Origin of the sequence: Bacillus sp. JJ634 (genome assembly GCF_036962285.1) — a bacterium.
Taxonomy (GTDB): Bacteria; Bacillota; Bacilli; order Bacillales; family DSM-1321; genus Peribacillus; species Peribacillus asahii_A.
Genome location: NZ_JBALMU010000054.1, coordinates 43,672 through 58,341, shown reverse-complemented (window position 1 = coordinate 58,341; position 14,670 = coordinate 43,672). Strand labels below are relative to the sequence as shown.

Sequence of the window (14,670 nt, the reverse complement as noted above, 5' to 3'; positions counted from 1 at the left end):
TTTGCATATTTCCCACCCCCTTTATTCAATAAAAGAATAATCTATTAAATCTTCGACATTCGGCTCCTTATCAATAATCTTTTGCTCTGTCCATAATTCAGCTCCTAATGTCGTTAATTCGTACAATTGACCTGGATTTTCTTTTGTACCAACATATTCAATTGTTTTCTCTTTATCGTATAAAGTAACCCCCTCTAAAGCTTCCTTAAATTCCTCATCTGTTTGCCCCATAGCTTTTGCCATAATCGAAATAGCGTCTGCTTCATTTGTCTTGAAGTACTCAATTGCATCAAACCAAGATTGGACGAAACCTTTTACTTGCTCTGGATTTTCCTCCACATAATCTCGATGAAGAGCAAAGGAACTAGCAATGATTCCGGGTGTTTCTGCAGTAGTCATTAACACATGGCCAAAATCTGTATTCTTAGCATTCGTTAACCATGGTTCCCAGGTAATAGCTGCATCTACTTTATTCGCGACAAACGCTGCACCTGCATCACCACTACTCATACTTTGGATATCCATATCATCCATACTCATACCCTCTTGTTTTAGCAAGTAATTAAACCAAAAGAAACTAGCTCCTCCATCTGTCTGCACAGCGACCTTCTTACCTTTTAAATCTTTAAAACTTTTAATATCTTTCTTGGCAATAATACCATCACCGCCGCTTGATTCTTCTGTACTGATTACTTGTACCAGTGGTATATTACGCGCTGCAGCTACTACATGGGAATCAACCGTTCCACCAATTCCTTGTATTTTATTAGCGGCCAACGCACTCAGACGATCGGATGAACTTTCAATTCTCATCAGCTTCACATTCACACCGTTTTTTTCAAAAAACCCTTTTTCTTCTGCAATATAGAAAGGAGCATATCCAACCCACGTTGAGAAAGCGATATTAAGCTCTTCTATGTTATTTTCCGAATTATCAGTTTTATTAACCGATGAAGAACTACTAGATTGACAAGCGGTACTAATCATTAGTAATACAATCATTGTTATGAATAGAAAATATTTTCTCATTCTTTTATTCCCCCTAATTATCTAATTCTCAAAAACACCTCTACTAACCACGGATCCACTATTTACTATGGTTGATGAACAGAGACTGACCGAAAATCATTAGATTTAGTGGAATTCTTCACAAATTACAGTATTAATTTAAGTACCCCTTTAATTAATTATGTAATGTTTTATGACACAAGATGCAAAGCAGTGAAATAACATCCCTCCTCTACAAACAGGTTACTAACACTTGATATCACTAGATCCCAAGAGTTTATAACCCAAAATTGGAACATAAAAGGAAATATTCTTAAATTAGTTATACTTCTTGAAAACAACTTTGTCAATTACAATTGTTAGATTTTCTAACATATAAAATTACAAAACTTNNTATTTTAGGAACAATTAGAGAATTTTTCCTAAAGTGAATATAAATAGAAAGCGTGGTGAAAAACGTATATGGTTGATAACCGAATACAAAACCAAGTTACTTCTGAAAATTTTAGATCCATAATAAGTAACTTTGCTAGCGGTGTCTCTATTATTACTGTGCGACATAATAAAAAGGACTACGGCTTAACAGCCAGCGCTGTTTGCTCCGTATCATTAGATCCTCCGCTGCTTCTTGTTTGTGTCAATCAAAATACAGGAACGCAAAAAGCCATTATGGAGGCTGAATCGTTTAACGTTCATATTTTAGGAAAACAACAAGGAAATCTAGCATTACAATTCTCAAAAGCTCATACTGATAAATTTAAAGACCTCGTATACTCATATGGCAATTTAGGAAATCCTCTTCTTCCTAATGTAGTAGCTCAAATCGAATGTCAATTATATAAAGAAATGACTGGGGGCACACATTCTGTCTTTTTAGGAAAAGTCCATTCAGCTAAGGTAATAACAGAAAATCCATTGCTCTACCTTAAAGGTCAGTTTGGTGAATTCACACTTTTAAAACAAGAAACTTTTAAAACTAAGGAGGAAACGGTATGACTTTAATGACAGGAAAAGAATACAAGGAATCCTTACAGGACGGCCGTGAAGTCTACATAGACGGCGAAAAGGTTACAAATGTAACTGAACATCCAGCATTTAAACCCATTATTAATGTAAAAGCCAGAATGTACGACATGGCACATGAGCCAAATCATAAAAACATCTTAACTACTACATTAGAAGACGGTGAAATCGTTTCACGCGCGTACAAAGCCCCAAAGACAAAAGAGGATTTATCGGCCATCCGTACACATGTAGAAACAATTCTTGATGATCTTGGAGGTGTGGTTTACCGAGTCGGGGATGAAACAATTGGTGAGATGTGGTCATTATACGATGCAAAAGATAAATTAAATGAAATCGATCCAACTTATGCTAAAAATATCGAATATCATATTGATCGAGTAGCAAGAAAAGATTTATTCCATGTATCAGCCAATACAGATCCAAAAGGAGATCGAAGTAAATTATTTGCCGGAAAAGATGGCGGCACACTCCTTCATGTCGTGGAAGAAAACGACAAAGGAATTGTCGTTAAGGGGGCTAAATTCGAGACTGCTGCAGCCTATGCCCATCAAGCATTCGTTAAGCCTACTATATTAGACTGGACGGCCGGTGAAGATACAATGGCACCTTTTGCATGTGGCTTCATTTGCGATATGGGATCTCCTGGATTAAAACATATTTGCCGTACCTCTCTTGGTCAAGACAAAAACCCTACAGACTATCCAATCTCTACAAGATTCGAAGAAATCGATACCTTACTCATTTTTGACCACGTCCTAATTCCTTGGGAAAATGTCCTATTTCATCGCTCATTAGCCTCTGCTGCCTATATCCGCTCTACGCTACATCGTTACTCAGCTTTTAACTACGTACTTAGAATGTTACGAAGAGCCGATTATTTAATTGGAGTAGCAGCATTAAATGTAGAACAAACGGGACTCACCCAATTGCAGGCAGTAAAAGAAAAACTCTCTCAACTAATCGGATATAGAGAAGGTATTAATGCTTTTCTAACAGCAGCTGTCGCAAATGCCGAACAAAGCTCCAGCGGATTAATGATGCCGAATCAATCACTTCTATATAATGGCAGAGTATACGCTTTATCACAGTTCCCTGCCATGGCACACTTAACAAGAGAACTGGTTGGAGGTCAACTAGCTGTCACCCCTGATTACACTACCATGTCAGACCCTGCCATTAAAGATTATATCGACCAATATTATGCTGTAGGAGACTGGGGTGCAGAAGAAAGAGGGAAATTACTATATTTTGCTAGAGACTTATTAAACTCCTCTTATGCAGGACACCGAACAACCTTTGAACTATTTGCTCAAAGCCCCCCATTTGCACAACAACTAGCAGCTTTCAACAATTTTGACATGGAAAAACAACGCGAATTAGTTCGTAAAGCAGCAGACTTAAAACCCTCTATCCCTGTGACTAATGCCTAGTAGTCGAATACGATTCGAAAGGAGACGGTATCGTTGAAAATTCATAATTCAGGCAATATAAAGCTTCCCGAATCTGTTCTCACTATTGGCGCACTAGATGGTATCCATAAAGGACATCAATTACTTTTAAACAAAACAAAAGAACGCGCAAAAAAGTTGGGAGTTCCCTTTGTTGTATATACCTTTGATCCACCTCCAAAAGTCTATTTTACAGATTGTCCACTTTTAACTACGTTAGAAGAAAAACTTCAGCTCCTTCAACATTTAGGAGCTGATCATGTCATAATCGGCAAATTTAACGAAGCTTTTACTAAACAGGAAGTTCCTGTATTTATTGAAGAATTAAAAAAACTTCATCCAATTGAAATATGGGAAGGACCTAACTTTATGTTTGGTAAAGACCGAAAAGGCAACATTGATATTTTGCGACGCTATTTTAAAGTAGAAGTTCTCCCCCCTCTTACCTGTATAGATAATAAAATGATCTCTTCATCGCGTATCCGCCGACTATTACAAGAAGGTCAATATTCCGAAGCTCAACATTTACTTGGGTGGGATACTTTTACACCTTATTCTATAAAAAATAATAGCCTCTAAAGTTGAAAGGAGAATAAATAAATGAAAATTAAACGATATCGTAAATTTGAAACGAACAAATTTTATCCTTCCTATATGGGTGAAGAATCTCATCATGTAACAAATGAATTTAGCATGGTCGTACGTGCTGGAAATCATATTTATATGAGAGGTCAAACTGCCTTTGATTTAGAAGGTAATTTCCACGGAGAAAATGATGTTGTAGAACAAACAGAAAACGCCTGTCGGTGTATAAAGCAGCTCCTTGAAGAAGCCGGCGGAACAATGGAAGATGTTTGTAAACTTACTACCTATGTAACGGATCGTTCTTATCGTAAAGAAGTATACAGTGTAATCGCTAAGCATTTTAAAGGTGTGTATCCAGTTAGTACCGGCCTTGTCGTTCAAGGTCTAGCACTCCCAGAAATGCTAGTAGAAATCGATGTTGAAGCTGTAATTAGTGATAAGGAATAATGAAATACGGTTTAGTTATAAGATAACCAGCAACAATTATTAGAAGGAGGATTTTCCATGAAAGTAACAAGTACATTTTCGGTTGCAGGACGTTGCGATTCCACTAACACTTTGGGAGCTATTGTTACTTCAAGTAGCCCAGCCGTTGGAGCCAGATGTCCTTGGATTAAATCGAATGTAGGGATAGTATTGACTCAAAATGTAACAGATCCTCGTCTAGCAGACATTGGACTCTCTACATTACAGCAAGGCTACAGTGCCCAGGCTGCCATTCGAACGATGAAAGCCGCCTCGGACTTTCCAGAGTTTAGACAACTAGCTGTCTTAAACGCTAATGGTGAAGCTAGTGTGTTTACAGGTAAAAAAGCACTCGGTGTTCATGGAGAATTTTATACAAACAATGTTGCGTGTATTGGAAATCTCTTAAGTGATGCGACAATCCCCAAAGCTATGGGAAGCTACTTTATAAACCACACAAATCTCCCTCTAGCCGATCGCTTAATCGCATCAATCGAAGTAGGTTTTAACATGGGTGGAGAGCTAGATCAAGAACGTTCCATTGCCCTTCTTGTTTATCTACCTTATATCCCTTTTGCCTACATAGATTTACGTGTCGATGATAGTGACTCTCCTCTTAGAGATTTAAAAAAACTATGGGAGGTTTACAAACATCAAGCTGAAGATTATAAAACAAGAGCACTCCAACCGGAACACGCCCCTTCCTACGGTGTAATAGGCGATAAATAGAATAAGAGAATTGCAGGTGAAACACTTGAGGAAATCAACAAACAAAGTAGATGTTCAAATAAATATTAACAGATTATTATCCGACATTCATAAATATGCACAATACGGAAAAAACCCTCAAGGTGGTGTGACAAGACCCAGTTTCTCTAAAGCTGACCACGATGTACGAACTTTATTTATCCAAGAACTAGAGAATATTGGATTAGAAGTAAACATAGACGGTGCGGCCAATATATGGGGAATAAAAAGGGGAAATCAAAAGAAGAAAGGCAGTATTGTAATAGGTTCCCATTTGGATTCTGTTCCAAACGGAGGTAAATACGATGGCCCCTTAGGTGTTCTCATGGCAAAAGAAATCATACAAACCCTGATTGGCAACAATATTACACTGAATCATGATCTTGAAATTGTCTCCTTTACTGCAGAAGAAACAAATGATTTTAATCTCTCTACTTTTGGCAGTCGTTCGTTTGTGGGGAGATTAACAGCTGACAAATTAAAAAATGTCCCTAACAGAAGAGGGCAATTCCTCCATTCCGAACTTCAAAAAGTTGGAGGAAACCTTAATCAATTTCCCCAAATGATAGAAATGCAAAAAAATAAAAAGGTTTTTATCGAACTTCACATCGAACAAGGAAAACGATTAGAAAAAAACAACACGGCTGTAGCAGTAATAGATAGAATCGTTGGAACATATCGAAGTAAAGTAAAAGTAATTGGAGAACCAAATCACTCTGGGACAACACTGATGGAAGATCGCAAAGACGCACTGACAGCTGCAGCAGAAATGATTCTTGCAATTGAGCACTATTGCAATCACATGGACAATGGTGTAGTCGGGACGGTCGGTACATTGAATGTATCTCCCAATGCAGCGAACATCATCCCAGGAATAGTTGATTTTGTCTTTGAAATAAGAGGAAATTCAGAAGAACAAATGCAAAAAGCGATACACACAATTCAAGAAGTTTGGCAATCAATCGCTAAAAAAAGAAAGATAGACGTTCATCAAGAAGTTTTTTTAAATCAAAAACCCGTTGTTTTGGATTCTGAACTTGTTCATATTCTTCAACAAACCGCTCAGGAATTAGCAGAACCCTATATGACTTTTTCGAGTATGGCCGTACATGATGCTGCACATATGTCAACCATTTCAAAAGCAGCTATGATTTTCGTAAAAAGTATCGATGGAAAAAGTCATTGTCCAGAAGAGTATAGTCATGCGGATGATATTAAAAAAGCTGGAAACCTAATGTTACACAGCATCCTTAATATTGATCAGGAACTAGTCTAACAATCAATTATTTTTCAAATGAATAGGAGGATTCTCATGACTCAATTAAATTTAGAATTAGCAAAGCATTTAATTGCGGCGGCGGAACAAAAAGCAAATACCCTTAGTCTATCTATGGTAATCTCTATTGTTGATAAAGGTGGAAATTTAATTGCTGTTCATCGTATGGATGACGCTTGGTTAGCAAGTATAGATATCGCTCAAAACAAAGCATGGACTTCTGTAGCATTAAAGATGCCAACATCCACATTAGCTAGTACTACTACTCCTAATGCTGAACTATTTGGCTTAAATACAACCAATAATCGAAGAATAGTCGTTTTCGGTGGAGGAATCCCACTCGTTAAAGATGGAAAAGTTATCGGTGCTGTCGGCGTAAGCGGCAGTAGCGTACCAAACGATATTCAAGTTGCTGAAGCAGCTATTAAAGCTTTTGAAGAACTGGAATTAGTGAGCAATTAAAAAGCATCATAAAAGAGTATCCTCCGAGATGCTCTTTTATGATGACTAAATGGTTTATGACATAACGATTTAATCAAATTTAATTGAATTTCTTCTATATCATCACGAAAAAATTATCAAGTATATACAGACATTTAGTGAAAGCTGAATCATCGTCTTCTGAGCTTTTTCATTTTTAAAAAAGGCTATGTTATCCCTATTGTTTGTTGATTAAACGATTTATTTTTAGCTCATTTTAGCTCGGGCTCCACAAAATGACCCAAAAATCAATAGTATCATAATAAACACAGCCAATAAGGAAAAAAGCCGTTAATAAATAACAGCTTTTTTTCCTTATATTACTTTTATTGCTTCTCTATTAGCAATTTCCAATGTTAGTTCATGAAGAGTCATTTCAGGTCGGCTTCCTACACGGATATTAACACCTGTTTGACCAAGTCCTTCACTGATATAGAATGGCTTTCCATCCTGCATATGAAATCCTTTAATAATATTCATTCGTGCCAACTTCCCCATTTTTACAAGGTGATACGCTTTTGGATAGCAAATTTGTCCACCATGAAAATGGCCGGCAAGCAAATAATCAAAATGATATTTCTTCATATTCAAAACAATATTTGGATCATGAGTTAATACTAAGTTTGTTCCAAATGTAATTCCTTCATAAGCAGCTTCAATGTTGCTTCGTTTTGTACTAAAATCATCAATACCAATGATATTGACTCGTGTACCTTGAACCGAAATGATGTCCGTTTCGTTTTGTAAAACCTTACAGTTATATTTTTCAAGTGTTTCAATTAATACCTTTAAATTTTTGGGGCGTAGTACATAATCATGGTTGCCTAAGACAGCGTAGATGCCATACTTTGGTTGTAATTGGTTTAGTGTTTTTAAATACGGAATAAGCTTGGGGATTGTACGTTTACGATCGAGAAAATCTCCAGTGAGTGCAATTAAATCAATGGGTTCATCTTTTAACTTCTCATACAGTTCATTAGGGGAAATTGATATATTTTCAAGATGCAAATCAGAAAGCTGCAGAATATTTAATTTTGGATGGTGTTGATTCGATAATTGTGCATTGATTTTCAATTTATTTATCACGATATCTTTCGTGTTTTTATATGCTTTTTTAATGAAACAATAAAGAATAATCATTAAAACAAAAATCAATAATATTTTCAATAATCACGCCTCCTTCCTAACAGATTATACAGGAAAAAGGCTGTTATTTTTACAAGAAATAGATGGGATAAATGTTATCTCCATATGTCTTTCTTTTATTTTGGACAGAAACTATATAAATCCAAATTGATTTCTGGCATTATCCCATCTAGTCGGCAGAACGATTCCTGGCTCCTGCTTGCTCTAGCTCCCTGAACTGATGAGGTAGTAAACCTTTCACTTTACCTCTTCTTCCCAAAATAAATCATTTAACGTACGAGATAATGCTTTGCAAATATTAACGCACAAACTTAATGAGGGATTGTACTTTCCAGATTCAATCAATCCAATTGTTTGTCTAGAAACACCGACAATCTTGGCTAACTCTTCTTGCGACAAGTCCTTCTCTACTCTTGCAAGCTTCAATTTCATATTTTTCAAAAGACTTCACCTACAACTTCTTATCATCATCTTGATATTTCATACTAACTTTCTTTGCTAGCAAGTATATACCACCAAACAAGAACAGTAAAATAGGCAAATAGATTATAACTGAAACAAATGATACTAATATAAAATACCATAAACCTTGAGAGCTACTATCTGCATAGGATACAGCACTATTTATGCCCATCACTACAGCTATAATAAAAGCTAAACCAACACTACTAAAAATAGTCTTCATACTCATAGATGTTTTGCTGGTATGATCATGCATTTCGACTTCATCCCAGAATACCCCTAAGAAAATAGAACGAGCTAAAAAGTATACTCCTCCTCCAATCAAAATCACTAATTCTAGAACTACCTCTTCAATGCCTGCACCATACTTATACATTTTCACGACAAAACTAACTAAGCAAATCGCCATAATAACATGATACATTTCTTTATAAATTTTATTTCTAACATTTTCAATTCGTTCATCCGTCGTTTTTTTCGTTCGTTTAAATAGATTCATTTTAATCAACCTCCCGTTTTATTCCAGCCCTCACCACTATTATATGCTTTATTTAACTTTCTGCAACATATATATTACACTATAAATTATATATATTGCAGAGTTCATAAATAAAATAATGATTAAACTTTATTTAAAAGCAACAAATTGAAAAAGTTTTATAAAAGTATTTGGAGAAGAGAAAGAAAAAGAAAAAGTCGAACACCTTAAAGTGGCAAACGAAGAAAATTTATGTTATATTTTGGTTTCCATATAGTATCTAAAAAAGAGGTGTATCAAAATGAATAAAACCGAATTAGTACAAGCTGTATCCGCGCAAGCTGAAATGACACAGAAGGATGCTGCAAAAGTAGTTGATGCGTTATTTGAAACGATTTCTAACACACTTGCTAAAGATGAAAAAATCCAATTAATTGGATTCGGTACATTTGAAGTACGTGAACGTTCAGCTCGAAAAGGTCGTAATCCACAAACAGGTGAAGAAATAGACATTGCTGCTTCTAAAGTTCCTGCTTTTAAACCAGGTAAGGAATTAAAAGAAGCCGTTAAATAAAATTACTATACATTTAATGTAAAAGACTCTGGAAATGGGACAACCTCCAGAGTCTTTTCTTCTTTAGTTAACTTCTTCGCCAAGCATTCTCCCTGATTAAAAGAAAGAACTTCCGGACTAATCAAATTCGTGCACAGTAGCGCTTACTTTGAAATCCTGCAAGTTTAAATAAAAAAACCCTTCTCGATTAAGACAGCTCATTTAATCCCTTTTGCAAGGTACAGACAGCTTCACCGCGACTGCCTTCTTTCAATACGACTTTCGCAAAACCATATGAATTGATTTTCAAGGAAGAAAACATAATCCTCATATAATCATTCGTTCATAAAAAAGAAAAGACACTATAAAAAAAGATGCTCAAATTTTGAACACCTTTTAGTACTATCGATATATTAACTTTATTTTTTTATTTACACTGCTTAAAAGCAATCTTTTTCTTCCACCTTATTAAAGGTATTAAATAATTCGACTCCGAATACTTGCACATAATTTGTCCATAATGACTACTGTAACTAGTATTAGGATAATGATTGTTGCCGTTTCTTCATATTTAAACAATCTCTGAGTAGATAATAAGTCAAAACCAATCCCTCCAGCGCCTACAAGTCCTAAAACGGTTGCTGCACGTACATTAATTTCCCAACGATATAAACTTACTCCAATAAACTCAGGTAAAATCTGCGGCCATACAGCAAATCGTAAAATTTGAATCTTATTCGCACCAGCTGCTTGTAATGCTTCAATTTCGCCCTTACTAATATTTTCAATAGCCTCTGCGTAAAATTTCCCGAGCATTCCTGCCGAGTGTATTGCCATTGCCATTACCCCTGCAAAAGGACCTAATCCAACGGCAGCCACAAATACAAGTGCCACAATTAATTCTGGTATGGATCGAATCACATTTAAAATAAATCTGCAAGCTCGATAAATGGATGAATGTGGACTCATATTTTGTGCCGCTCCTATTCCTAACGGTATCGAAAGAATAATCGCAATTAAAGTTCCTGTAATAGACATTTGAATCGTAATCAGCATTGAAGAAACATATTGCCCGAAATTGGCCAAACTTGGCGGAAACATGGAAGAAATTATGTTCCACATATTCGGAAGTCCTTCCATTAGTTCAACTACATTCAACTTTACACCTATTGCACTCCAATAAATAACGGCCATAAATAGCAAAGTATAAATCAGAACTTTAATATTGCTCTTGAGTATTTTTTGGATAGTCGTTCTTTTCTTATCAATAGCTTGCAATTAATTCACCTACTTTCATTTCTTGTTCGCTGTTATTTTCATGTTGCTCATATAATTTGTACAATTGCTCTACCGAGATCAGCTGAGATAAAGTGTCAATTTTGATTACACCATGATTTAAGCCAATGATTCGCTGGGCATATTCTTTTGCCAGTTCTACATGATGCAAGGTCATAATAAGAGTAAGATTTTCCTCCTCTTTTAAACGTTGCAGTAAATTCATAATCGAGTGAGCTGTTTTAGGGTCTAAACTTGCTACAGGTTCATCAGCGAGAAGAATAGTTGGTTGTTGAATAAGTGATCTCGCAATGGCTACCCTCTGTCTTTGTCCACCACTTAGTTGATCCACTCTTTTATGCCGATATTCATAAATGCCAACTTTATTTAGATAATATTCGGCTAATTCACGATCTTCTTTACTGAATATTTTGAAAAATGATTTTACTGTCGAGGTATACGCAAGTCTGCCACAAAGAGCATTATCAAGAACCGTCATTCGATTTACTAGATTAAAATTTTGAAAGATAAAACCAATATTTTTCCGGAAGGCTTGTAATGATTTTGGTTGTGTTGGAATAGGTTGCCCATTAATCGTCAATACGCCTGACGTTGGTCGCTCAAAACCATTTAAACATCTTAACAAAGTAGATTTCCCAGCTCCACTAGGACCTAATAAAGCTATTATTTCACCATTAGAAATAGTTAGATTGATATCTTTCAGTACAGTTTCATTGTTAAAATTCTTTTTTAAGGTTTGAATGTTAATCATTCATATATTCCTCCAAAATTGATCTGTTATTCCATCTTGCTTAAATCAAGGTTTAATAACTTAGCTAATTCACGTAACCCATCATACTCGTTATCTTCTACACTAGTAAATCCTTGAGCTTCCTTAAAGGAGTCTAGAATTTCTGGAGCATTTTTATCCATCTCAATAAATGCTGTTCTTATTTTCTCAATCGTTTCTGCATCTAAAGCGCTGCGTGCTACAATAGGCTGAGTTGGAATTTTTTCAGATTCACCTAAAGTGACTGTATTCTTGGTCATCTCTTTTTGTTTCATATCTTCATATATATTAACGGCCACAAAAGCTGCATCTACTTTGTTATTTTCTACAGCAAGCACAGAGGCATCGTGTCCTCCACTATAAATAACCTCTTTTAAATCCTTATCTGGATCAATTTCATTGTCCAATAACCATTTTCTTGGAACTAAATTTCCAGAAGAAGATGCTGGGTCGACAAAAGCTACTGTTTTACCCTTTAAATCTTTAACAGATTTAATGCTAGAATCATTTTGAGTAATAAGTAAGCTTGTATAAAACTTATCTCCCGTTTTTTTACTGATTTCAGCTACTAATGGTTCTACTTTCGTTTGGTCTGCTGCTAAAATATAAGAGAAAGCACCTAAGCGCGCAATATCAATTTTATCGTTTTTCATCGCTTCAATAACTGCTGTATAATCATTAGCTAAAAATAATTCAACGTTCATGCCTGTTTCTTTTTCTAAATACTCTGCTACAGGTTCATACATTGCAGAAACATCCGCGTTGTCGTCTGTTGGAATAACTCCCATTTTGATAGTTTCTTGCTTCTCTGTATTAGCTTCATTAGTTTGACTACAAGCAGCAACACTTAATAAACAGATTACGGCTAAGATTGCAGTTACTATTTTTTTCATCATTTTACCTTCTCTCCTTGATCATTAAATATCGACATAAGAACGCTTATAACATCTTCCTTTGTTAACGCGATAGGATTATTATCCATCCGCCCTTTAGTAAAGGCATTTTCAGCTATAGATTCAATAATTTTCGGATTAGCATTGTAATCTTTAAGATTACTTGAGAAACCAGCACATTCATAAATATGCTCAATAAACTGTTGAACTTCTTTACAATGATTTACACCGAATGCTTCAAATAATTGATCTTTCTCAATAATTTTCTTAAGATTTAATTCCATTATTTTAGCTAGGGTTAAGCTTGCTGCTACACCGTGATCTATTCTAAGATTCAAAGTAAGAGGATAAGAAATGGAATGACATGCCGTCGTCCTTGTATTGCTAAAAGCTAATCCAGCATATAAACTTCCTAAAGCAATTTCATTTCTTAATTGAATATCATTAGGTCGATTTAATACTTTTTCCAAGCTGCCTACAATACGTTTTATTGCTTCTAGCGAATATACTCTTGATATTTCATTAGAGTTCTTTGACCAGTAAGCCTCTGTAGCATGACATAAAGCGTCAAGTGCTGTTGAAGCCGTTAATTTTTTCGGTAATGTTGTTGTAAGCGCAGGATCGATAATAGCGGTATGTGCATACAACTTTTCACAATCTATTGATAATTTCACTCCTCTAGTTCGATCCCAAATAGTAGCCCAGCAAGTCACTTCTGAACCTGTGCCTGATGTAGTCGGTACTCCAATCCATGGAACGATGTTTTCATTTTCTACATAGCTTTTTTGCTCAATCACTGATCGAAGTGTATTAGTAGAACCAATTTCCATATGAGCTAATGCGGACAAAGATTTCGAAATATCTAAAATACTCCCTCCGCCAACACCGATGATGCATTGGAAATCAAAGTTTTTAGTTTCTAAATAATAATGAAATATATCTTCAATATCAGGATTAGAAATTTCTATTTCGATATGTTTAACGTTAAATTTTTCAAGACACTTAACTAAGGTATAAGCAGGTAGAGAATCTGAGAAATCTCCACCTCTAGTAAGAAGCACAATATTTCTTACTTGAGGGCCAAGATTTTTCAACATATTTTCAATTACATCGATACGATCTATTACTACCTTTACTGGATTATAGAAGTTTCCCATTGTTCCATTTCCCTTCTTTTTGTATATTCGTGAGGATAAACCCCTTGTTGCAATAAATCATTTATTCTTTCAATGGATTCAGGTAACTCCTTAATTGAATTAATGACGAAATGAGCACCAGCTTGATAGAATTTCGTTCTAGCTGCTTCCATACTCATGACAAGATCAGTTTGATTCATGTAATTTATTTCTCTCTCACTAAAACCATGGAGGCTGCTTCCTAAAATGACTCCAACACTCCACATCCCTGCATGTATGCCTTCTTGAATATCAGATACTGTGTCGCCTACTTTAATCATTTTTTGCATCCCATTAATGTCTAACTGAATCGCATTTTCATAACACATGTAAGGAAATGGACGCCCCTTGCCGACTGCCTCTGATGTAATCCTAATATCCGGTTTATAACCATATTGGGCTGCTTCTTCAGCTACAATATCCAACATTTCTTTCGTATAACCACTCGTTGAGCCTATTTTAATCCCTTGTTTACGTAGCTGATTTACTACATCAATTATTCCTTCGATTGGTTTTGCAAATGACCTAAGATTAGAAAATAAAATGGGTTCGAATCTCATATACAGCTCATCTATATCCTCTTTCCCCGGATATTTATCGTATTTTGCTCTCCATTGCGTTTTTATGCTACGTAATTGGCATAGTTCATAAATATGATCCCACTTATTCATTCCCATCGGTCCTCTAACCTCTTCGGAAGTGACGACAATTTCTCTTTCTTTAAAGATTTCTATAAATACATTCATTGGAGCTAAACAACCATAATCTACCGTCGTTCCTGCCCAATCAAAAACGACTGCTTCAACTTTTTCACTCAATAGCTTCACCTGCTTTGTTATTTTTTGCTTCACAATGCAAGATTA

17 protein-coding genes are annotated in these 14,670 nt (G+C 35.6%); 8 read left to right on the top strand and 9 right to left on the bottom strand.

All coding sequences use genetic code 11. The annotated features are described in order from the left end of the window. Positions 1-21: 21 nt before the first annotated feature. The gene (locus V7068_RS10240) at positions 22-1,029 is read right to left on the bottom strand and encodes an ABC transporter substrate-binding protein (protein WP_499712627.1); all 1,008 of its coding nucleotides are present in this window, start codon (positions 1,027-1,029) and stop codon (positions 22-24) included. 441 nt (positions 1,030-1,470) lie between these two features. On the opposite strand from V7068_RS10240, the gene V7068_RS10235 reads away from it, so the two are divergent. From V7068_RS10235 to V7068_RS10205, 7 genes are read left to right on the top strand one after another with little or no spacing between them, the layout of a single operon-like run. Beyond that, complete coding sequence (locus V7068_RS10235) at positions 1,471-2,004, top strand: flavin reductase family protein (protein ID WP_499712626.1); 534 nt, start codon at positions 1,471-1,473, stop codon at positions 2,002-2,004. Beyond that, a complete protein-coding gene (locus tag V7068_RS10230; RefSeq protein ID WP_499712624.1) occupies positions 2,001-3,464 on the top strand; it encodes a 4-hydroxyphenylacetate 3-hydroxylase family protein in 1,464 nt (487 codons plus the stop codon). Before V7068_RS10235 ends, V7068_RS10230 begins: the two co-directional genes overlap by 4 nt. Before the next feature lie 33 nt (positions 3,465-3,497). After that, positions 3,498-4,061 carry an FAD synthetase gene (locus V7068_RS10225; protein WP_499712623.1) on the top strand — a complete coding sequence of 188 codons (564 nt, stop codon included), beginning with the start codon at positions 3,498-3,500 and terminating at the stop codon, positions 4,059-4,061. A gap of 21 nt (positions 4,062-4,082) precedes the next feature. Continuing rightward, positions 4,083-4,514 carry a RidA family protein gene (locus V7068_RS10220; RefSeq protein ID WP_499712622.1) on the top strand — a complete coding sequence of 144 codons (432 nt, stop codon included), beginning with the start codon at positions 4,083-4,085 and terminating at the stop codon, positions 4,512-4,514. 57 nt (positions 4,515-4,571) lie between these two features. Beyond that, on the top strand, positions 4,572-5,261 hold the full coding sequence (locus tag V7068_RS10215) for a DUF1028 domain-containing protein (RefSeq protein ID WP_499712620.1): 690 nt from the start codon (positions 4,572-4,574) through the stop codon (positions 5,259-5,261). A gap of 25 nt (positions 5,262-5,286) precedes the next feature. Next, positions 5,287-6,555 (top strand): Zn-dependent hydrolase, encoded by a 1,269-nt coding sequence (locus tag V7068_RS10210; protein ID WP_499712619.1) that lies wholly within the window; start codon positions 5,287-5,289, stop codon positions 6,553-6,555. A 36-nt stretch (positions 6,556-6,591) separates the two neighbouring features. After that, positions 6,592-7,017: a GlcG/HbpS family heme-binding protein gene (locus V7068_RS10205; RefSeq protein WP_499712618.1), complete on the top strand. Its 426-nt coding sequence runs from the start codon at positions 6,592-6,594 to the stop codon at positions 7,015-7,017. 333 nt (positions 7,018-7,350) lie between these two features. Here the strand turns inward: V7068_RS10205 and V7068_RS10200 are convergent, their stop codons facing one another. From V7068_RS10200 to V7068_RS10190, 3 genes are all read right to left on the bottom strand, one after another. Further along, positions 7,351-8,202 (bottom strand): metallophosphoesterase, encoded by an 852-nt coding sequence (locus tag V7068_RS10200; protein WP_499712616.1) that lies wholly within the window; start codon positions 8,200-8,202, stop codon positions 7,351-7,353. Positions 8,203-8,418: 216 nt separating this feature from the next. Then, entirely contained in the window at positions 8,419-8,622 is a 204-nt protein-coding gene (locus V7068_RS10195; protein ID WP_127760669.1) for a helix-turn-helix transcriptional regulator, read from the bottom strand. Positions 8,623-8,632: 10 nt separating this feature from the next. Next, positions 8,633-9,142 (bottom strand): DUF6773 family protein, encoded by a 510-nt coding sequence (locus V7068_RS10190; protein ID WP_499712615.1) that lies wholly within the window; start codon positions 9,140-9,142, stop codon positions 8,633-8,635. Between the two features lie 280 nt (positions 9,143-9,422). On the opposite strand from V7068_RS10190, the gene hbs reads away from it, so the two are divergent. After that, positions 9,423-9,695 carry a non-specific DNA-binding protein Hbs gene (hbs, locus tag V7068_RS10185; protein ID WP_127760671.1) on the top strand — a complete coding sequence of 91 codons (273 nt, stop codon included), beginning with the start codon at positions 9,423-9,425 and terminating at the stop codon, positions 9,693-9,695. 456 nt (positions 9,696-10,151) lie between these two features. Here the strand turns inward: hbs and phnE are convergent, their stop codons facing one another. The 5 genes from phnE to phnX are packed head-to-tail and all read right to left on the bottom strand — an operon-like array spanning position 10,152 to position 14,625. Further along, positions 10,152-10,952, bottom strand: coding sequence for a phosphonate ABC transporter, permease protein PhnE (gene phnE / locus V7068_RS10180; RefSeq protein WP_499712614.1), 801 nt, complete (start codon positions 10,950-10,952; stop codon positions 10,152-10,154). Continuing rightward, positions 10,939-11,721 carry a phosphonate ABC transporter ATP-binding protein gene (gene phnC, locus V7068_RS10175; protein WP_499712613.1) on the bottom strand — a complete coding sequence of 261 codons (783 nt, stop codon included), beginning with the start codon at positions 11,719-11,721 and terminating at the stop codon, positions 10,939-10,941. Before phnC ends, phnE begins: the two co-directional genes overlap by 14 nt. 26 nt (positions 11,722-11,747) lie before the next feature. Beyond that, positions 11,748-12,635, bottom strand: a complete 888-nt coding sequence (gene phnD, locus V7068_RS10170) for a phosphonate ABC transporter substrate-binding protein (protein WP_499712612.1) — start codon at positions 12,633-12,635, stop codon at positions 11,748-11,750. Next, complete coding sequence (locus V7068_RS10165; RefSeq protein ID WP_499712611.1) at positions 12,632-13,789, bottom strand: phosphonoacetaldehyde reductase; 1,158 nt, start codon at positions 13,787-13,789, stop codon at positions 12,632-12,634. The genes phnD and V7068_RS10165 overlap by 4 nt, the downstream gene beginning before the upstream one ends. Then, positions 13,765-14,625, bottom strand: coding sequence for a phosphonoacetaldehyde hydrolase (phnX, locus tag V7068_RS10160; protein ID WP_499712610.1), 861 nt, complete (start codon positions 14,623-14,625; stop codon positions 13,765-13,767). Before phnX ends, V7068_RS10165 begins: the two co-directional genes overlap by 25 nt. Between the last annotated feature and the right edge of the window lie 45 nt (positions 14,626-14,670).

Coding starts and splice junctions, on each gene's coding strand:
- V7068_RS10220 (WP_499712622.1), top strand. CDS start 4,083: ATGAAAATTAAACGATATCGTAAATTTGAAACGAACAAATTTTATCCT.
- phnC (WP_499712613.1), bottom strand. CDS start 11,721: ATGATTAACATTCAAACCTTAAAAAAGAATTTTAACAATGAAACTGTA.
- phnD (WP_499712612.1), bottom strand. CDS start 12,635: ATGATGAAAAAAATAGTAACTGCAATCTTAGCCGTAATCTGTTTATTA.
- V7068_RS10235 (WP_499712626.1), top strand. CDS start 1,471: ATGGTTGATAACCGAATACAAAACCAAGTTACTTCTGAAAATTTTAGA.
- V7068_RS10240 (WP_499712627.1), bottom strand. CDS start 1,029: ATGAGAAAATATTTTCTATTCATAACAATGATTGTATTACTAATGATT.
- hbs (WP_127760671.1), top strand. CDS start 9,423: ATGAATAAAACCGAATTAGTACAAGCTGTATCCGCGCAAGCTGAAATG.
- V7068_RS10165 (WP_499712611.1), bottom strand. CDS start 13,789: ATGGGAAACTTCTATAATCCAGTAAAGGTAGTAATAGATCGTATCGAT.
- V7068_RS10190 (WP_499712615.1), bottom strand. CDS start 9,142: ATGAATCTATTTAAACGAACGAAAAAAACGACGGATGAACGAATTGAA.
- V7068_RS10215 (WP_499712620.1), top strand. CDS start 4,572: ATGAAAGTAACAAGTACATTTTCGGTTGCAGGACGTTGCGATTCCACT.
- V7068_RS10205 (WP_499712618.1), top strand. CDS start 6,592: ATGACTCAATTAAATTTAGAATTAGCAAAGCATTTAATTGCGGCGGCG.
- V7068_RS10230 (WP_499712624.1), top strand. CDS start 2,001: ATGACTTTAATGACAGGAAAAGAATACAAGGAATCCTTACAGGACGGC.